Origin of the sequence: Pseudomonas citronellolis (assembly GCF_900112375.1) — a bacterium.
GTDB classification, from domain to species: domain Bacteria; phylum Pseudomonadota; class Gammaproteobacteria; order Pseudomonadales; family Pseudomonadaceae; genus Pseudomonas; species Pseudomonas citronellolis.
The window spans coordinates 40117-59565 of the sequence record NZ_FOLS01000035.1 but is presented as its reverse complement, the minus strand read 5'-3'; the positions used below and the strand labels follow the sequence as shown (position 1 = coordinate 59565).

Below are 19449 nucleotides of genomic sequence, written 5' to 3'. Positions count from 1 at the left end.
AGATGTGATCAGCCGGCCTGCCGCTGCGCGCGGCGGTATTCCCCCGGCGGCTGGCCGCTCCAGCGCTTGAAGGCGCGCTGGAAGGCCTCGGCCGAGGCGAAGCCGAGCAGGTAGGCGATCTCGCCGAAGGCCAGGTCGGTGTCGCGGATGTAGATCATCGCCAGGTCGCGGCGCGTCTCGTTGAGGATGCTGCGGAACTGCGTGCCTTCCTCGGCCAGCTTGCGGCGCAGCGTCCAGGTCGGCAGCTTGAGGCGCGCGGCGACCTCCTCCAGGTCCGGCTCGCGGCCGTTGAGCAGCGGCCCCAGCAGTTGCACCACGCGCTCGCGCAGGGTGCGCGTGCGGGTGCGCAGCTCCAGTTCCTTCTCGCAGATTTCCTGCATCTGCCGCCAGGTGCTGGGGCAGTGCTCGCGGTTGCCCAGGGCCAGGCTGGCCTGGTCCAGGCGCAGGCGGTTGGCGCCGGCGGCGAATTCCACCGGGCAGCCGAAGAATTCCTCGTAGCGGGCCGCATAGTCCGGCGCCGGGTACTCGATCTCCACCCGGAGCGGGCGCACCGGCTGCCCGGCGATACGGGCCAGGTAGCTGAGCCAGCCGGCCAGCACCGAATCCACCACGAAGCGGTTGTAGGCGTTGTACGGGCTGATGGAATAGAAGCTCAGCCAGGCGCCGCCGGCGTCCTCGGCCAGGCTGGAGCGGCCGCGGTAATTCTGCGCGTAGAGCGGTTCGAAGCGGATCAGCGCGCGGCTGGCGGCGCGCAGGTCGGGGGCCAGGGCGGCTGTGACGCCGGGCAGGCCGAGTTGCTGGATGCGGCTGAACTGGCCCATGCGCAGGCCCAGCGCGGGGTCGCCGCTGAGCTGGATGGCCGCGTGGCCCAGGCGCATGTAGCGCGGGATCGATAGGCGCCCGCCGGGCTCGGCGAGGCGCGCCGCATCCAGGCCATACTGCAGCAGCAGCGGCTGCGCCGGCACGCCGCGGTCCTCCAGGGCATCGGCCAGGCCGTGGACGAAGCCTATGGAAAGGTCGCCCAGCCGCATGCCCGGTTGCTTCATGGTCACAGCCAGAGGTTGATCAGGCGCGCGCCGGGGCCGTCCTCGGCGAGCTGCTGGCCGCCACGGTCGACCACCAGGCCGGGGCCGGAGCTGCCCAGGTCCCACAGCTGCCCGCGGAGGAACACCGCGATGCCGGCCTGGGCGCCGCTGGCGGCCAGGCGCCCGCCGAGGGCCAACTGCTGCCAGGCCTGGCCTTCGCTCAGCTCGCCGGGTTTGAGCTGCACGTCGGAAGGCGTGCGCGCGCCGTTGTAGCCGCGCCAGGGCTGCTGCCACTGGTCGTTGCCGCTGAGGAAGGCGGGCACCGCCAGCAGCTCGACCTTTTCCGAGGCCAGCACCGCGTAGTTGATCGGGTACCAGCTGTCGGCGCAGATCAGCACGCCCAGGCGCCCGGCCGGCGTGTCCAGCACCTGCAGGTTGTCGCTGTGGCCGGCGCGGATGAAGGGCTTCTCGTCGTCGATGGGGAAGACCTTGCGCTGCGGCTGGCCCAGCGGCCTGCCGTCGCTGCCGAACACCAGGCTGGCGTTGTACAGGCTGCCGTTGCCGGTGACCAGTACGCCGTCCTCCACCTTGGGGTTGGGCAGGACGATGGAGCCGGCCACCAGGGTGACGCCGAACTGCCGGGCCAGGCCGCCGAACAGCGTCTGGTAGTCGTGGGCCATGTCCACCGCCTTCATGCGGAACAGGGCGTCGGTGAAACGGTCGCGGCCCTTGGCGATGAGCCAGCCGCGGGCCAGCTTCACCGGGTTGCTGACGGCCATCCACTGCATGGCCTCGGCCAGGTGCCGGGCCTGGTAGACCTCGGGCTTCTCGCCGGCGGCCACCAGCCAGGTGCCGATGTGTTCGGGGAACACCACCACCGTGCGCGGGCCGAGCAGGCCTTCGCTGCGGGCCTTCTCCAGGTAGGCCGCAAGCTTCAGGCGCAGGCGCTCGACGTTCTGGTAGTCGGCGGCATAGAGCTCGGGCTGCACGCCCAGCAGGTTGCCGCGCTCGGAAGGCGCGCCCTGGTTGAGCACCACCTGGCTGCGCAGGTCGGACAGGTAGTGGCCTACCGGGCGGCGCTCGGCCCAGCCGGCGTAGGCGGCGAAGAGGGTGACCAGGATAAGGAATGTCAGCTTGCGCATGCGGGGCTCCGGGACTGGCCGTCAGGGTAGGGGAGCGGCGCCGGCTTGCCAAGCGGTGCTGTCATCTTCGATCAGTAAGTTGTCATTTCCGGTCATTGAGCGCGCCCGGGGCGCTGCTTAGAGTCTGCCCCATACCGACCGTGGCCCGTCCGAGGCCCCGGCACCATGCCCGATGTGGAGGAATCATGACCGCCGCCCGCTACCCGCACCTGCTCGCGCCCCTGGACCTGGGCTTCACCACCCTGCGCAACCGCACCCTGATGGGCTCGATGCACACCGGCCTGGAAGAGAAGCCCAACGGCTTCGAACGCATGGCCGCCTATTTCGCCGAGCGCGCCCGCGGCGGCGTCGGCCTGATGGTCACCGGCGGCATCGGCCCGAACGAGGAAGGCGGCGTGTACGCCGGCGCGGCCAAGCTGACCACCGCCGAGGAAGCCGAGAAACACAAGGTCGTCACCCAGGCGGTGCACGAGGCCGGCGGCAAGATCTGCATGCAGATCCTCCACGCCGGGCGCTACGCCTACAGCCCGAAATCCGTGGCGCCCAGCGCCATCCAGGCGCCGATCAACCCGTTCAAGCCGCGCGAGCTGGACGAAGAGGGCATCCAGAAGCAGATCCAGGACTTCGTCACCTGCTCGGCCCTGGCCCAGCAGGCCGGCTACGACGGCGTCGAGATCATGGGTTCGGAAGGCTACTTCATCAACCAGTTCCTGGTCGCCCACACCAACCAGCGCACCGACCGCTGGGGCGGCAGCTACGAGAACCGCATGCGCCTGCCGGTGGAGATCGTCCGCCGCGTGCGCGAGGCGGTGGGGCCGAACTTCATCATCATCTACCGCCTGTCGATGCTCGACCTGGTGGAAGGCGGCAGCACCTGGGACGAGATCGTCCTGCTGGCCAAGGCCATCGAGCAGGCCGGCGCCACCCTGATCAACACCGGCATCGGCTGGCACGAGGCGCGCATCCCGACCATCGCCACCAAGGTGCCGCGCGCGGCCTTCACCAAGGTCACCGCCAAGCTGCGCGGCGAGGTGGGCATCCCGCTGGTCACCACCAACCGCATCAACACCCCGGAAGTGGCCGAGCAGGTGCTGGCCGAGGGCGACGCCGACATGGTCTCCATGGCCCGGCCGTTCCTCGCCGATCCGGACTTCGTCAACAAGGCCGCCGAAGGCCGCGCGGACGAGATCAACACCTGCATCGGCTGCAACCAGGCCTGCCTGGACCACACCTTCGGCGGCAAGCTGACCAGTTGCCTGGTCAACCCGCGCGCCTGCCACGAGACCGAGCTGAACTACATCCCCACCACCCACGTGAAGAAGGTCGCCGTGGTCGGCGCCGGCCCGGCCGGCCTGGCCGCCGCCACCGTGGCCGCCGAGCGTGGCCACCAGGTGACGCTGTTCGACGCCGGCGGCGAGATCGGCGGGCAGTTCAACGTGGCCAAGCGCGTGCCGGGCAAGGAAGAGTTCTACGAGACCCTGCGCTACTTCAAGCGCAAGCTGGAGACCACCGGCGTCGACCTGCGCCTGAACACCCGCGTGTCGGTCGACGACCTGGCCAAGGGCGGCTTCGACGAGATCCTCCTGGCCACCGGCATCGTCCCGCGCACCCCGGCCATCCCCGGCATCGACAGCCCGAAGGTGATCAGCTACCTGGACGCCATCCTCGAGCGCAAGCCGGTGGGGCAGAAAGTGGCGGTGATCGGCGCCGGCGGCATCGGCTTCGACGTCTCCGAGTACGTCACCCATGACGGCGAACCCACCAGCCTGGATCGCCACGCCTTCTGGAAGGAGTGGGGCATCGACGAGAACCTGGAGGCCCGCGGCGGCGTCGCCGGCATCCAGCCGCACCCGCATACCGCGGCGCGCCAGGTGTTCCTGCTGCAGCGCAAGAAGTCCAAGGTCGGCGACGGCCTGGGCAAGACCACCGGCTGGATCCACCGTACCGGGCTGAAGAACAAGCGGGTGCAGATGCTCAACAGCGTGGAGTACCTCAAGGTCGACGACGCCGGCCTGCATATCCGCATCGCCGAGGGCGAGCCGCAGGTGCTGCCGGTGGACACCGTGATCGTCTGCGCCGGCCAGGAGCCGCTGCGCGAGCTGCACGACGGCCTGGTCGCCGCCGGGCAGAATGTGCACCTGATCGGCGGCGCCGACGTGGCCGCCGAGCTGGACGCCAAGCGCGCCATCAACCAGGGCTCGCGCCTGGCCGCCGAACTCTGATCCCTTGCCTTTGCCGCCCGGATGCGCTGTCCGGGCGGCAAAGGGCGGAGCCCGTCACAGTTTTCCGTCTGTCGTACGTCGTTTTCTTACGAACGGCCGAGCGACTGCCAACCCAGTCACATTGCCTGCGACATCATTTCCCCTAGACTTGCCCCGGCACCGGTGCGCTCGAGGCCCGGCCGCCGGCCCCTGTGCGGGCCCAACCCTGTTCGCGACAGTCCAGAGGTCCCGTCATGAGCCTGCAGAAGAAGCCTCAGATGGTCGAGGCCGTGGCCTTCTTCGATGAGCGAGGCATCTGCAAGCAGATGCTCTATCCCGAATTCGAGGCCCTGCTCGACAACGTCGTGCAGATGCACGAGTTCGCCGACCGGCAGATGTGCCTGGCCTATGTGCTGATCAACGCGCGCCTGCAGGTCAAGGCCGCGGTGTTCTTCTACCTGGATTTCGACGAGAACGGCGAGGCCGACCGCGGCTGGAACCTGCCGCTGCGCCAGCTCGCCGACCGCGCCGGGCGCGGCCCGGACATGGGCGCCGGGCCCATCCGCCTGGCCTGCCGCAGCCAGTGCCCGGTGTCCTGGCACCAGATGCACCTGTGGGACCCGAGCCTGGTGACGGGCAACAACCACCTGGTGATGCTGCGCGACGCGATCCGGCGCAACCACCTCGGCCTGCTGGTCGAGGAGGAGCCCGTCGCCGTCGAGCCGCAGCGCCTGAAGGTCGCCGCCGAGCACCAGTGGTACGCGACGCCGGCGCAGGACCCGCAGGAGCAGGCCGAGAAGCTGGCCCAGGCGATGCTGGAAGAACACCGGCAGAAGACCGCCGAGCTGCTCGGCCAGCAGGCCTCGCGCCTGTCCACCCTGAGCCAGCAGCACGAGCAGGAGCTGCAGCGCCTGCGCCTGGGCGCCGAGGAACAGGTCAAGGTGCTGCAGGCCGAGCTGGCCGCGCTGCGCGAAGGGCTCAAGCGCGAGGAAGAGATCAATGCCGGCCTGCGCCGCGAGCTGGATGAGCGGGTGGACGGCTTCCAGCGCGGCCGTGAGGAACTGACCGCGCAACTGCGCAGCATCGAGCAGCAGGGGCGCGCGGAGCTGGAGGAACTGCGCACGCAGTTCGAGGGCGAGGCCGATGCGAAGGTCGCGGTGGTGATCGCCCAGTACAAGGAACAGCTGGCGCTGCGCGATGCCGAACTGAGCTACCGCAACGAACTGGACCGCCAGCTGCAGCAGGACAACGAGGCCCTGCGCCGCGAACTGGCCGCCCAGGCGGCGCGGGCGGAGAGCGATGCGCTGCTGGAGAAGTTGACCTCGCTCGGGGTGATCTTCGTGGTCTATCATCCCGGCGCCGGGCACCTGACCATTCCGCTGCAGGACATCCCGCGCTACCAGGAAAACCCCATGGCCTACGCCGCCGCCAAATGCTTCGTCTCCGAAGCCCAGTACTGCCAGTGGCTGGCCCATTACCAGCAGCCAACCTGCGACGGCCGCCTGTCCAACGGCGAACGCTGCGCGCTGCCGGTCGACCGCGTGGACACCCCGGGCCGCTTCGTCGACGGCGACAGCAACTGCTGTGCCCGGCACAAGACCAGCGGCGGCCTGCGTGGCGTGACCGCGGGCTAGGTGGCTGCCCTGCGATTCCCCGACTGGTGCCCGCTACCCCCTTTGCAACAGCTGCGCCTCGATTGGCTGGAACAAGCTGGCGTCGAGCTGGCGCTGTTGCGCCTGGACCTGGTCGATGAGCGGGTGTCCGGCAACAAGTGGTTCAAGCTGGCGCCCTACCTGCGCCAGGCCGCCGAACAGGGCCTGGAAGGCCTGATCAGCCTGGGCGGCGCCCATTCCAACCACCTGCACGCCCTGGCCGCCGCCGGCCAGCGCTTCGGCTTCGCCACCGTTGGCCTGCTGCGCGGAAACGAGCAGGACACGCCCACGGTGCGCGACCTGCGCGCCTGGGGCATGCAACTGCACTGGCTCGGCTACGCCGGCTACCGCGAGCGCCATGCCGAAGGTTTCTGGGCTCCCTGGCGCGAACGCTACCCGCGCCTGCTGGCGGTGGACGAGGGCGGCGGCGGTTTGCACGGCGCGCTGGGTTGCGCGCCGTTGGTGGAACAGTTGGGTGTGCAATTGCTGGGCATTGGCTGGAACGGTTACGACCAGCTCTGGGCTGCCTGTGGCACTGGCACCACCCTGGCCGGGCTGGTGCTGGGCGAGCAGGGCGCGCACCCGCTGATCGGCGCCCTGGCGGTACCTCCCGGCCATGGCGTGGAAGCCATGCTGCCGCGGCTGCTGGCCGAGGCGGGGCGTGAAGACGCCGGTTATCGCCTACTGGACGCCAGCCGCGGCGGTTTCGGCAAGGTGGATGCCGAGCTGGTGCGGTTCATGGCCGATTTCGAGGCGGCGACCGGTGTACCGCTGGAGCCGCTGTACACCGGCAAGCTGCTGCTGGTCCTGCATGATGAGGTAAGCGCCAGGCGGGTGCCCCGCGGCAGCCGCCTGGTTGCCGTGCACAGCGGCGGCCTGCAGGGTAGGCGGGCGATGGAAGAGCGCTTGGGGCGATTGCCGTAGGGCATTCGTTCGTGCCGGACGGATATATCGGCGCGGATCGCGGATGAGATCCGCTCCTACGACCCACCCACGTCATTCGCGCGCCCTGCGCGCGGAATCGCGGGCAGGGCCCGCTCCTACAGGTGTAGGCCGTACTCCACGGCGAACACGTAGGGCACGGATATAGGCGCGACTGTCTTGCCGACCGCGCCGCGGTGCTCTTCGTAGGAGCGAGCTTGCTCGCGAACAGATTCCCCAGCGGGGCTCATTCGCGAGCAAGCTCGCTCCTACGAGAAGCCATGCTCCTCTCAATGGGAATACCCGTTATGCACCCTTGGCCACTGGTCACCGACCAGGAACAGCCGTTCGGCCTCGTACCATTCCCCCTGCTGTTCCTCCAGACGCACCAGCAACTGCGGGAAAGCATCCGCCGGCAGTTGCGCCAACCAGGCATCGAAGCGTTCCGGCGTCCAGCTCTGCTCCGCGGCCTTGCGCGCCGGAGCCAGCCATTCGCTGCGCGGCAGCGGCTGCCAGCGCCCCGTGCCCTGGGCGCGGTACAGGGGCCAGTGGCGGCGGTGCAGCCAGGAGCCGCTCAGGTGCTCGGGGTTGGCGCCCTCCGGCGCCGCGCACTCGCCGGGCCAGGGGTAGAACAGGTAGCCGCCCAGCCAGAGCGCGGCTTGCACCGGGGCGCTGCTGAAACCGGCGATCAGGGCGCGGCCGCGTGGGGTGGAGGAGAGCGGCAACTGGTGCTCGCGCAGGTGGCGCAGCTTGTTCGCCAGGCGGTCCTCGGCGCCGGGGCCGAGCCAGTCGTCCGGGCCTTCGCGGCTGGGGCCCAGGTAGAGCTTGATGGCCAGTTCCAGGTGATGCAGGCCGTCGTCGTCCTCCAGCAGCAGGTCCAGCTCGCCCAGGGTGTGGCCGTTGTCGCGCACCGCCAGGTTGGCGCCGAGCAGGCGCAGGTCGGGGGCCTGCTGCAGGGCGAACTGCCAGAGGCGTTCGTAGTAGCGGCCCAGGCGTTGTTGCGGCGAACTCTGCAACCAGGCCTGCAACGCTTCGCTGTGCCTTTCCTGTTCGCGCAGCCAGTCGCCCAGAAGCCGCGGTTCGGCCAGCCAGCGGCTCGCCGCCAGCGGATGGCGCAGGGGCAGGGCGCCGGCATCCAGCAGGGGTTCGCCGAGCAGGGTCCAGGCGAGGTCGCGTACCGCGGGTTGGCGCAGTTCGGCTAGCAGCTCATCGAGCAGGTAGGCGGTCGACTTCATCCGTGCAGCCTAGCCGAACGCCCGCGCTGGTGCGCGGGTTTGCCGCTGTTCGGGGGTTTCCCCCATAATTCCGGGCACTACCCGCTCGCACCCGCCGCCTGGAGTCTCATGGAATCCTTTCGCAATATCGGCATCATCGGCCGCCTCGGCAGCACCCAGGTGCTGGAAACCATCCGCCGGCTGAAGCGCTTCCTGACCGAGCGGCACCTGCATGTGATCCTCGAGGACACCATCGCCGAAGTCCTGCCCGGCCACGGCCTGCAGACCTGCTCGCGGAAGATCATGGGCGAGATCTGCGACCTGGTCATCGTCGTCGGCGGCGACGGCAGCATGCTCGGCGCGGCGCGCGCGCTGGCCCGGCACAAGGTGCCGGTGCTGGGCATCAACCGCGGCAGCCTGGGCTTCCTCACCGACATCCGCCCGGACGAGCTGGAAACCAAGGTGGACGAGGTGCTCGGCGGCCAGTACATCGTCGAAAGCCGCTTCCTGCTCGACGCCCAGGTGCGCCGCCACGGCGAATCCATCGGCCAGGGCGACGCGCTCAACGACGTGGTGCTGCACCCCGGCAAGTCGACGCGGATGATCGAGTTCGAGCTGCACATCGACGGCCAGTTCGTCTGCAGCCAGAAGGCCGACGGCCTGATCGTCGCCACGCCCACCGGCTCCACCGCCTACTCGCTGTCCGCCGGCGGGCCGATCATGCATCCGAAGCTGGACGCCATCGTCATAGTGCCGATGTACCCGCACACCTTGTCCAGCCGGCCGATCGTGGTCGATGGCAACAGCGAGCTGAAGATCGTGGTGTCGCCGAACATGCAGATCTACCCGCAGGTCTCCTGCGACGGGCAGAACCACTTCACCTGCGCGCCGGGCGACATGGTCACGGTGAGCAAGAAGCCGCAGAAGCTGCGCCTGATCCACCCGATCGACCACAACTACTACGAGGTCTGCCGGACCAAGCTCGGCTGGGGCAGCCGGCTGGGGAGCAGCGAGTGAGCGAACTCGACCCGGGCCGTGGCTACGACCTGATCGGCGACGTCCACGGCTGCGCACACACCCTCGACCGCCTGCTGGAGCGGCTGGGCTACCAGCTGCACGGCGGCGTCTGGCGCCACCCGCGGCGCCAGGCGCTGTTCCTCGGCGACATCGTCGACCGCGGCCCGCGCATCCGCGAGGCCCTGCACCGGGTGCACGACATGGTCGCCGCCGGCGAGGCCCTGTGCATCATGGGCAACCACGAGTACAACCTGCTCGGCTGGTCCACCCCGGCGGCGCCGGGAAGCGGCCGCCAGTACCTGCGTGAGCACACCCCGCGGCACGCGCGGCTGATCCAGGAAACCCTCGACCAGTTCGAGGGCCACCCCGGCGACTGGCGCGACTTCCTCGGCTGGTTCCGGCGCCTGCCGCTGTTCCTCGACGCCGGGCGCTTCCGCATGGTCCACGCCTGCTGGGACAACGAGCTGATCGATTCGCTGCGCCGGCAGTTCCCCGACGGGCGCATCGACGAGGCCTTCCTGCAGTCCTCCGCCGAGCACGGCAGCTTCGCCTACCAGGTGTGCAACCGCCTGCTGCGCGGCACCGACATGCGCCTGCCCAACGGCATGACGCTGACCGGCAGCGACGGCTTCACCCGCGCGTTCTTCCGCACCAAGTTCTGGGAAGAGGACCGCGAGCCGGAGACCTACGGCGACATCGTCTTCCAGCCCGACGCGCTGCCCGACGAGGTGGCCGCCGAGCGCCTGAGCGCCGAGCAGAAGTCCAGCCTGCTGAGCTACGGCGCCGACGAGCCGATGCTGTTCGTCGGCCACTACTGGCGTCGCGGCACGCCGGCGCCGATCCGCCCGAACCTGGCCTGCCTGGACTACAGCGCGGTCATGTACGGCAAGCTGGTGGCCTACCGGCTGGACCAGGAAACGCGCCTGCAGCGCGACAAGTTCGTCTGGGTGGACGTGAAGCGTCCGGGAGAGGATGAGTGAGTGCAGTAGTGGCCATGCGCCTTCCCCTGGCGGCGGATCTCGCCGGTTTCGTCGGTCTGCTGCAACGCCTGAACGTGCCCTTCCGGGTCAGCGAGGAGGCCGGCGAACAGGTGCTCTGGGTGCCGGACGAAAGCCTGGCCGAGCAGGTGCGCGACCTCTACCGGCGCTACCCGCAGGGCGACCCCGAGCTGGCTTCCGCGGCCCAACCGCAGCGCCGCGGCCCGGGCTTCCTGGCCCAGGTGCGGGCCAGCAAGGTGACCGCCGCGGTGCTGCTGGTGACCTTCGCGGTCGCTGCTCTGACCCTGCTCGGCGGCAACCCGGACACCCTGCGCTGGTTCACCTTCCAGGACTTCCAACTGGTCGGCACCGACCGGGTGCTGTTCCAGCCGCTGGCCGAGGGCCTGGCGGCAGGGCAGTGGTGGCGCCTGTTCACGCCCATGCTGATCCACTTCGGCTGGCTGCACCTGGCGATGAACGCCATGTGGTACTGGGAACTGGGCCGGCGCATCGAATACCGCCAGGGCGGCGTCATGCTGCTGGGCCTGAGCCTGGGCTTCGGCCTGGTGTCCAACGTCGTGCAGTACCTGGCTTCCGGGCCGAGCCTGTTCGGCGGCCTGTCCGGCGTGCTCTACGGGCTGCTCGGGCACTGCTGGATCTTCCAGCTGCTGGCGCCGACCCCGGCCTACCGCCTGCCGAAGGGCGTGGTGGCGATGATGCTGATCTGGCTGCTGGTGTGCCTGTCCGGCGTCATCGACCTGCTGGGCTTCGGCTCCATCGCCAACGGTGCCCACGTCGGCGGGCTGGTGATCGGCTGCCTGACCGGCGCGCTGGGCGGCATGCTGGCGCGCGGGCGCGGCGCCTGATCCCACGCGCGCCGTAGGGCGTACAACCGTTCGCGGTTGTACGCCGTTACACCCGATTCGTCACCGGCGCCAGGGACGAACCGGGCCGACGGTTTCCCGCATGACCGCGAGCAGGCCGGCGGCCATGGCCAACCGGCGTATAACGCAGAGCGTTATACGCCCTACGTCCATGCCACCGTTTGACCTCTGTTCGTGCGCCAGGCCGCCCGGCCCGGTAGAATGCCGGTTTTGCCCCCAGCAGGATCCGGCCCCATGTCGTCCTTCGCCGAAACCATCGAGAACATCACCCCGGAAATCTACGAGAGCCTCAAGCTCGCCGTGGAGATCGGCAAATGGCCGGATGGCCGCAAGCTGAGCCTGGAGCAGAAGGAGCTGTGCCTGCAGGCGATGATCGCCTGGGAGCTGCAGAACCTGCCCGAGGACCAGCGCACCGGCTACATGGGCCCGCAGGAGTGCGAGTCCCACGCCGAGGCGATCCCCAACATCCTCTTCTCGTCCAATTCGCTGCACTGATGATCGAGCTAGGACGCGGCGCCCTGAGCAAGATGTCGGCGCGCCTTGAAAGCCCCGTGCAGTACGCCTTCCGCCTCGGCGAGGCGGAAGTGGCGGTCAACCCGCTGATCGGCAAGACCCTGCGCCTGGAGTACCTGGGTGCCATCCACTGCTGCCATTGCGGGCGCAAGACGAAGAAGAGCTTCAGCCAGGGCTACTGCTACCCCTGCTTCACCAAGCTGGCGCAGTGCGACAGCTGCATCGTCAGCCCGGAGAAGTGCCACTACGACGAGGGCACCTGCCGCGAGCCGGAGTGGGGCGAACGCTTCTGCATGACCGACCACGTGGTCTACCTGGCCAACTCCTCGGGCGTGAAGGTGGGCATCACCCGCGCCACCCAGGTGCCGACGCGCTGGATCGACCAGGGCGCGCGCCAGGCGCTGCCGATCCTGCGGGTGGCCACGCGCCAGCAGTCCGGGCTGGTGGAAGACCTGCTGCGCAGCCAGGTAGCCGACCGCACCAACTGGCGCGCCCTGCTCAAGGGCGAGGCCGAGCCGCTGGACCTGGCGGCCATCCGCGAGCGGCTGTTCGACCACTGCGCCGAGGGCCTGCGCGAGCTGCAGCAGCGCTTCGGCCTGCAGGCCATCCAGCCGGTGACCGACATCGAGCCGATCGAGATCCGCTACCCGGTGCAGGCCTACCTGGTCAAGATCACCAGCTTCGATCTGGACAAGACGCCGGTGGTGGAGGGTACCCTGCAAGGCATCAAGGGCCAGTACCTGATCTTCGACACCGGCGTCATCAATATCCGTAAGTACACAGCTTATCAGCTAGCCATCAGCTATAAGCCTCAAGCGGCAAGCTGAGCCGGCGAACCATGAACTTGCGGCTTGAAGCTCGAAGCTTGAAGCTGCCCGGAGGGCCACATGCGCACTGATCAACCGAAAGTCATCTACCTCAAGGACTACCAGGCGCCCGAGTACCTGATCGACGAGACCAACCTGACCTTCGAGCTGTACGAGGACCACACCCTGGTCCACGCGCAACTGGTCATGCGCCGCAACCCCGAGCGCGGCGAGGGCCTGCCGCCGCTGGTGCTCGACGGCCAGCAGCTGGAGCTGCAATGGGTGGCCCTGGACGACCGCGTGCTGGAAGAGGGCGACTACCAGCTGGACGAGAACCACCTGACCCTGCAGCCGACCGCGAAACAGTTCACCGTCGACAGCACCGTGCGCATCCACCCGGAGAAGAACACCGCGCTGGAAGGCCTGTACAAGTCCGGCAAGATGTTCTGCACCCAGTGCGAGGCCGAGGGCTTCCGCAAGATCACCTACTACCTCGACCGCCCGGACGTGATGAGCAGCTTCACCACCACCGTCTCGGCCGAGCAGCACAAGTACCCGGTGCTGCTGTCCAACGGCAACCCGGTGGCCAGCGGCTCGGAAGAGGACGGCCGCCACTGGGCCACCTGGCAGGACCCGTTCCGCAAGCCGGCCTACCTGTTCGCCCTGGTCGCCGGCGACCTCTGGGCGGTGGAAGACACCTACACCACCCTGAGCGAGCGCGAAGTCGCCCTGCGCATCTACGTCGAGCCGGAGAACATCGACAAGTGCCAGCACGCCATGGACAGCCTGAAGAAGGCCATGCGCTGGGACGAGAAGGTCTACGGCCGCGAGTACGACCTGGACATCTTCATGATCGTCGCGGTCAATGACTTCAACATGGGCGCCATGGAGAACAAGGGGCTCAACATCTTCAACTCCAGTTGCGTGCTGGCCAAGGCCGAGACCGCCACCGACGCCGCGCACCAGCGCGTCGAGGGCGTGGTGGCCCACGAATACTTCCACAACTGGTCGGGCAACCGCGTGACCTGCCGCGACTGGTTCCAGCTGTCGCTCAAGGAAGGCTTCACCGTGTTCCGCGACAGCGAGTTCTCCGCCGACATGAACTCGCGCACCGTCAAGCGCGTCGAGGACGTGGCCTTCCTGCGCACCAACCAGTTCGCCGAGGACGCCGGCCCCATGGCCCACCCGGTACGCCCGGACTCCTTCATCGAAATTTCCAACTTCTACACCCTGACCGTCTACGAGAAGGGTTCGGAAGTGGTGCGCATGATCCACACCCTGCTCGGCGCCGAGGGCTTCCGCAAGGGCACCGACCTGTACTTCGAGCGCCATGACGGCCAGGCGGTGACCTGCGACGACTTCGTCAAGGCCATGGAAGACGCCAACGGCGTCGACCTGACGCAATTCAAGCGCTGGTACAGCCAGTCCGGCACCCCGCGCCTGGCAGTGGAGGAAAGCTACGACGCCGCCGCCCAGAGCTACACCCTGACCTTCCGCCAGAGCTGCCCGCCGAGCCCGGGGCAGAAGAGCAAGCAGCCCTTCGTCATCCCGGTGGAAATGGGCCTGCTGGACAGCCTGGGCAACCCGCTGCCGCTGCGCCTGGCCGGCGAGGAACACGCCCACGGCAGCAACCGCGTGCTGCAGGTGACCGAGGCGGAGCAATCCTTCACCTTCGTCGGCCTGGCCGAGAAGCCGCTGCCGTCGCTGCTGCGCGGCTTCTCCGCGCCGGTGAAGCTGAGCTTCCCCTACGGCCGCGACCAACTGATGTTCCTCATGCAGTACGACGAGGACGGCTTCAACCGCTGGGAAGCCGGCCAGCAGCTGTCGGTGCAGGTGCTCCAGGAACTGATCGGCCAGCACCAGCGCGGCGAGCAGCTGGTGCTCGACGAGCGCCTGATCACTGCCTTCCACACCCTGCTGCAGGACAACGCCCTGGACCAGGCGATGGTCGCCGAGATGCTCTCGCTGCCCAGCGAGGCTTACCTCACCGAACTGAGCGAGGAAGCCGACGTCGAGGCCATCCACGCCGCCCGCGAGTTCGCCCGCAAGCGCATCGCCGAGGCCCTGCGCGAGCCGCTGTGGCAGCGTTACCAGGCCAACCGCGAGGCCTCGCGCAAGACGCCGTACGTGGCCGAGGCCGAGCACATCGCCCGGCGCAGCCTGCAGAACATCGCGCTGTCCTACCTGATGCTGGTGGGCGGCGACGAAGTGCTGGCGGCCTGCCTCGAGCAGTACGAGGCCTGCGACAACATGACCGAACGCCTCACCGCCCTGGCGGTGCTGGTCAACTCGCCGTACGACGACGAGAAGGCCAAGGGCCTGGAAATGTTCGCCGACTACTTCAAGGACAACCCGCTGGTGATGGACCAGTGGTTCAGCGTGCAGGCCGGCTGCACCCTGCCCGGCGGCCTGGAGCGCGTGCAGGCGCTGATGGGCCACCCGGCCTTCACCCTGAAGAACCCGAACAAGATCCGCGCCCTGATCGGCGCCTTCGCCAACCAGAACCTGGTCAACTTCCACCGCGCCGACGGGGCGGGCTACCGCTTCCTGGCCGACCAGGTGATCACCCTCAACGCGCTCAACCCGCAGATCGCCTCGCGCCTGCTGGCGCCGCTGACCCGCTGGCGCAAGTACGCCCCGGCGCGCCAGGCCCTGATGCGCGCCGAGCTGGAGCGCATCCTGGCCTCCGGCGAGCTGTCCAGCGACGTCTACGAGGTGGTCAGCAAGAGCCTCGCCTGACGCTGCTCCCGGCTGACGAAAAAAGGTGTTATCGGCCCTGCCGGTAACACCTTTTTTTCGCCTGTGGACTTGCGGGCGCAGCTGTCTCGCCAACAGCGCCGAGAGCTTTTCGTAGGATGGGTTGAGCCTGCGAAACCCATGCGGTGGTGGTGATGGGTATCGCTTCGCTCAACACCATCCTACGGCGGTGCTCCTCCTGCCATGCAGGCCGACAGCGCCCGTAGGAGCGAGCTTGCTCGCGAACCCGCCAGTCACTGGGTTATTCCCCTTCGGGCCAGCGCAAGCGCTGTTCGCGATGAAGCCGCGTCCCGCGTTCGCGGGAATGACGGGATATAGGACGGGATATAGATAGGCGTTTCAGGATGACTCTGGAGTTTCCGGCAACTCAGGACAGCCCCCTCTCCCGCTTGCGGGAGAGGGCTGGGGAGAGGGTGCTCTAAAGCCCAGCACCTAAAGTCCCCGGCAAACCCCATTCGCGAGCAAGCTCGCTCCTACGGGAAAGCACCCACGCGGCGAAAGCCACGCAGCAAATTCCCAAGTGTTCCCACGAGCACCTCCAGGTACCCGGAAATACCCGGAGTGTTACCGTCGGTATCTTTTTTCCTGTCCGCTGGAGGCCGCGTGGCTACTGGGCTGCAGCTTTCCATAGTCCTTTTGGATGACTCCCGCTGCGCTTAACAAAAGATAACGTGCCTTTAATTGTCAGGCTGCAGAAAGGCTGGCATATAACGACCACTCCCTATCCGCCTGCAATAAAAACAAAGAGGTAAGGCTATATGCGTGAGCATCTGCGGCACGCCACCGGCGAGCTGTCCGTGCGTTCGTCCGGGCTCTCGGTTTCCGCCACCCCGTCCCCCCTGCGCAAATCGCTTTCGCTGCTCGGCGCGTTCTCGCTGCTGTGGCTGGCGGCCGCCCCGTTGCATGCCGGTGCGAGCGAAGCGCCGGCCAGCGACACCGATGGCTACGCCATCGCCTCGGCCAAGGCCCCGAGCAGTCTGCTGCTGAGCGTCAGCCACGCCGGCAAGCGCCTGGTGGCGGTCGGCGACCGGGGGCACATCCTCTATTCCGACGACAACGGCAAGACCTGGGCCCAGGCCAAGGTGCCCACCCGCCAGCTGCTGACCGCGGTGTTCTTCGTCAACGACAAGAAGGGCTGGGCGGTCGGCCACGACGCGCAGATCCTCGCCAGCGAGGACGGCGGCGCCACCTGGACGCGCCAGTTCGAAGACCTCAAGCGCGAAGCGCCGCTGCTGGACGTGTGGTTCCAGGACGAGAGCCACGGCCTGGCCGTGGGCGCCTACGGCGCCATGCTGGAAACCCACGACGGCGGCAAGAACTGGGAAGACGTCAGCGAACGCCTGGACAACGAAGACCAGTTCCACCTCAACGGCATCGCCGCGGTGAAGGATTCCGGCCTGCTGGTGGTGGGCGAATCCGGCAGCCTGTTCCGCTCGAAGGACTGGGGCGCCACCTGGGAGAAACTGCAGGGCCCCTACGAGGGTTCGCTGTTCGGCGCCGTCGGCACCGCCCAGCCCGGCACCGTGCTGATCTACGGCCTGCGCGGGCACCTGTTCCGCTCCACCGATTTCGGCGACACCTGGCAACAGGTGGCGCTGCCCATCGCCGGTGACGGCACCCTGGAGTTCGGCCTGGCCGAAGGCTCGCTGCTGCCCGATGGCAGCATCGCCGTGGTCGGCAACAGCGGCAGCGTGCTGGTGAGCAAGGACGACGGCCGCACCTTCAACATCTTCAACCGGCCCGACCGCCTGGCGCTGGCCGGGGTCGGCGCGGCCGGCGACGGCAACCTGGTCCTGGTCGGCCAGGGCGGCATCCACCTGGCTTCGGCGACCGGCGCCGAGCTGACAGAACAACAATGAGCCGGGGAAGCCCTATGAACGCAGTCAACTCGCATCACCAGGACAAGGCGACCCTGCTCGAACGCCTGATCTTCAACAACCGCCCGGTCGTGATCGTCATCTGCCTGCTGGTGACCCTGTTCCTCGCCTTCCAGGCGACCCAGGTACGGCCGTCCACCAGCTTCGAGAAGATGATCCCGCTCAAGCACCCGTTCATCCAGAACATGCTGAGCCACATCAACGACCTCTCCAACCTCGGCAACACCGTGCGCATCTCGGTGGAAGCGGTGAACGGCGACATCTTCACCAAGGAATACATGGACACCCTGCGGCAGATCCATGACGAGGTGTTCTACATCCCCGGCGTCGACCGTTCCGGCCTGAAGTCGCTGTGGAGCCCCAGCGTGCGCTGGACCGAGGTGACGGAAGAGGGCTTCGCCGGCGGCGAGGTCATCCCGCAGACCTACGACGGCTCGGCCAAGGCCCTGGACAAGCTGCGCGACAACGTCCTCAAATCCGGCCAGATCGGCCGCCTGGTGGCGAACAACTTCAAGTCCAGCATCGTCGACGTGCCGCTGCTGGAGGTCTACCCCGACGCCCAGGACCAGAGCAAGCTGCTGAAGCTGGACTACCGCCAGTTCTCCCATGAGCTGGAAGAGAAGATCCGCGACAAGTACCAGGCGCAGAATCCGAACGTGAAGATCCACATCGTCGGCTTCGCCAAGAAGGTCGGCGACCTGATCGACGGCCTGGTCATGGTGGTGGGCTTCTTCGGCATCTGCTTCGTCATCACCCTGGTGCTGCTGCTGTGGTTCACCAAGTGCGTGCGCTCCACCATCGCCGTGCTCTCCACCACCCTGGTGGCGGTGATCTGGCAACTCGGCCTGCTGCACACCATCGGCTTCGGGCTGGACCCGTACTCGATGCTGGTGCCCTTCCTGATCTTCGCCATCGGTATTTCCCACGGGGTGCAGAAGATCAACGGCATCGCCCTGCAGTCCAGTGACGCGGAAACCCCGCTGCTGGCCGCTCGGCGCACCTTCCGCCAGCTGTTCCTGCCGGGCATGATCGCCATCCTCGCCGACGCCGTGGGCTTCATCACCCTGCTGGTGATCGATATCGGGGTGATCCGCGAACTGGCCATCGGCGCTTCCATCGGCGTGGCGGTGATCGTCTTCACCAACCTGATCCTGCTGCCGGTGGCGATCTCCTACATCGGCATCAGCAAGCGCGCCGTGGAGCGCAGCAAGAAGGACGCGGTGCGCGAGCATCCGTTCTGGCGCCTGCTGTCCAACTTCGCCAGCGCCAAGGTGGCGCCCATCTCCATCCTGATCGCCCTGGTGATGTTCGCCGGCGGCCTCTGGCAGGGCCACCACCTGAAGATCGGCGACCTCGACCAGGGCGCCCCGGAACTGCGTCCGGACTCGCGCTACAACCAGGACAACGACTTCATCATCCGCAACTACTCCACCAGCTCCGACGTGCTGGTGGTGATGGTCGAGTCGGCGGCCGAGGGCTGCTCCGCGCACCAGACGCTGCAGGCCATCGACGAGCTGTCGTGGAAGCTGGAGAACACCGAGGGCGTGCAGTCGGCCATCTCCCTGGTCACCGTGTCCAAGCAGGTGATCAAGGGCATGAACGAGGGCAACCTGAAGTGGGAGACCCTGTCGCGCAACAAGGACGTGCTGAACAACTCCATCAGCCGCGCCGACGGCCTGTACAACAGCGCCTGCTCGCTGGCGCCGCTGCTGGTGTTCCTCAACGACCACAAGGCCGAGACCCTCGACCGCGCCGTGCTCGCCGTGCAGGAGTTCGCCAAGGACCACGAGAAGGATGACCTGAAGTTCAAGCTGGCCGCGGGCAACGCCGGCATCGAGGCGGCCACCAACGAGGTGATCAAGCAGTCCGAGCTGATCATCCTGGTGCTGGTGTACATCTGCGTGGCGGTCATGTGCATGATCACCTTCCGCTCCTTCACCGCGACCCTCTGCATCGTCCTGCCGCTGATCCTCACCTCGGTGCTGGGCAACGCGCTGATGGCCACCCTCGGCATCGGCGTGAAGGTGGCGACGCTGCCGGTGATCGCCCTCGGCGTGGGCATCGGCGTGGACTACGGGATCTACATCTACACCCGCCTGGAGTCCTTCCTGCGCCAGGGCCTGTCGTTGCAGGAGGCCTACTACGAGACGCTGAAGTCCACCGGCAAGGCCGTGCTCTTCACCGGCCTGTGCCTGGCCATCGGCGTGGCCACCTGGATCTTCTCGGCGATCAAGTTCCAGGCCGACATGGGCCTGATGCTGACCTTCATGCTGCTGTGGAACATGTTCGGCGCGCTCTGGCTGCTGCCGGCCCTGGCCCGCTTCCTGATCAACCCGGAGAAGGTCCGGGCGAAGAAGGCCTCGATCCTGGTCCACTGATCCTGGCGTGACCCAGAAAACCGCGGCTTCGGCCGCGGTTTTTTTTGCCTGCCGGGGCGACGGCGGGCGGAGCCGCGGACGGGAA

At 67.8% G+C, this 19449-nt stretch carries 14 protein-coding genes; 11 read left to right on the top strand and 3 right to left on the bottom strand.

Annotated features, from left to right (window positions below; translation table 11 throughout):
- Window positions 1-8 precede the first annotated feature (8 nt).
- Both BM060_RS26830 and BM060_RS26825 read right to left on the bottom strand, forming a co-directional pair.
- The gene (locus BM060_RS26830) at window positions 9-1046 is read right to left on the bottom strand and encodes an AraC family transcriptional regulator (RefSeq protein ID WP_074984770.1); all 1038 of its coding nucleotides are present in this window, start codon (window positions 1044-1046) and stop codon (window positions 9-11) included.
- 2 nt (window positions 1047-1048) lie between these two features.
- Complete coding sequence (locus BM060_RS26825) at window positions 1049-2167, bottom strand: carbon-nitrogen hydrolase family protein (protein ID WP_074984767.1); 1119 nt, start codon at window positions 2165-2167, stop codon at window positions 1049-1051.
- A 185-nt stretch (window positions 2168-2352) separates the two neighbouring features.
- Between BM060_RS26825 and BM060_RS26820 the strand changes: the two genes are divergently transcribed.
- From BM060_RS26820 to BM060_RS26810, 3 genes are all read left to right on the top strand, one after another.
- Entirely contained in the window at window positions 2353-4389 is a 2037-nt protein-coding gene (locus tag BM060_RS26820; RefSeq protein WP_074984765.1) for an NADPH-dependent 2,4-dienoyl-CoA reductase, read from the top strand.
- Between the two features lie 233 nt (window positions 4390-4622).
- Window positions 4623-6002: a chromosome partitioning protein ParA gene (locus BM060_RS26815; RefSeq protein WP_074984763.1), complete on the top strand. Its 1380-nt coding sequence runs from the start codon at window positions 4623-4625 to the stop codon at window positions 6000-6002.
- Window positions 6003-6044: 42 nt separating this feature from the next.
- Window positions 6045-6944 (top strand): 1-aminocyclopropane-1-carboxylate deaminase/D-cysteine desulfhydrase, encoded by a 900-nt coding sequence (locus tag BM060_RS26810; RefSeq protein ID WP_083426850.1) that lies wholly within the window; start codon window positions 6045-6047, stop codon window positions 6942-6944.
- Window positions 6945-7231: 287 nt separating this feature from the next.
- On the opposite strand, the gene BM060_RS26805 is transcribed toward BM060_RS26810, so the two are convergent.
- Entirely contained in the window at window positions 7232-8176 is a 945-nt protein-coding gene (locus BM060_RS26805) for a DUF1853 family protein (RefSeq protein WP_074984761.1), read from the bottom strand.
- Between the two features lie 108 nt (window positions 8177-8284).
- Between BM060_RS26805 and BM060_RS26800 the strand changes: the two genes are divergently transcribed.
- The 8 genes from BM060_RS26800 (at window position 8285) to BM060_RS26765 (ending at window position 19364) form a co-directional block, all read left to right on the top strand.
- Complete coding sequence (locus tag BM060_RS26800) at window positions 8285-9172, top strand: NAD(+) kinase (protein WP_074984758.1); 888 nt, start codon at window positions 8285-8287, stop codon at window positions 9170-9172.
- The gene (locus BM060_RS26795; protein ID WP_074984756.1) at window positions 9169-10152 is read left to right on the top strand and encodes a metallophosphoesterase; all 984 of its coding nucleotides are present in this window, start codon (window positions 9169-9171) and stop codon (window positions 10150-10152) included. The genes BM060_RS26800 and BM060_RS26795 overlap by 4 nt, the downstream gene beginning before the upstream one ends.
- Window positions 10149-11015, top strand: a complete 867-nt coding sequence (locus BM060_RS26790) for a rhomboid family intramembrane serine protease (RefSeq protein ID WP_074984754.1) — start codon at window positions 10149-10151, stop codon at window positions 11013-11015. The genes BM060_RS26795 and BM060_RS26790 overlap by 4 nt, the downstream gene beginning before the upstream one ends.
- A 252-nt stretch (window positions 11016-11267) precedes the next feature.
- A complete protein-coding gene (locus tag BM060_RS26785; protein WP_074984751.1) occupies window positions 11268-11528 on the top strand; it encodes a YeaC family protein in 261 nt (86 codons plus the stop codon).
- A complete protein-coding gene (locus BM060_RS26780; protein ID WP_074984749.1) occupies window positions 11528-12373 on the top strand; it encodes a DUF2797 domain-containing protein in 846 nt (281 codons plus the stop codon). Before BM060_RS26785 ends, BM060_RS26780 begins: the two co-directional genes overlap by 1 nt.
- A 60-nt stretch (window positions 12374-12433) precedes the next feature.
- Window positions 12434-15091 carry an aminopeptidase N gene (pepN, locus tag BM060_RS26775; protein ID WP_074984747.1) on the top strand — a complete coding sequence of 886 codons (2658 nt, stop codon included), beginning with the start codon at window positions 12434-12436 and terminating at the stop codon, window positions 15089-15091.
- A gap of 776 nt (window positions 15092-15867) precedes the next feature.
- A complete protein-coding gene (locus BM060_RS26770) occupies window positions 15868-16968 on the top strand; it encodes a WD40/YVTN/BNR-like repeat-containing protein (RefSeq protein WP_116425723.1) in 1101 nt (366 codons plus the stop codon).
- Between the two features lie 14 nt (window positions 16969-16982).
- Window positions 16983-19364 carry an efflux RND transporter permease subunit gene (locus tag BM060_RS26765; RefSeq protein WP_074984745.1) on the top strand — a complete coding sequence of 794 codons (2382 nt, stop codon included), beginning with the start codon at window positions 16983-16985 and terminating at the stop codon, window positions 19362-19364.
- Window positions 19365-19449: the final 85 nt, after the last annotated feature.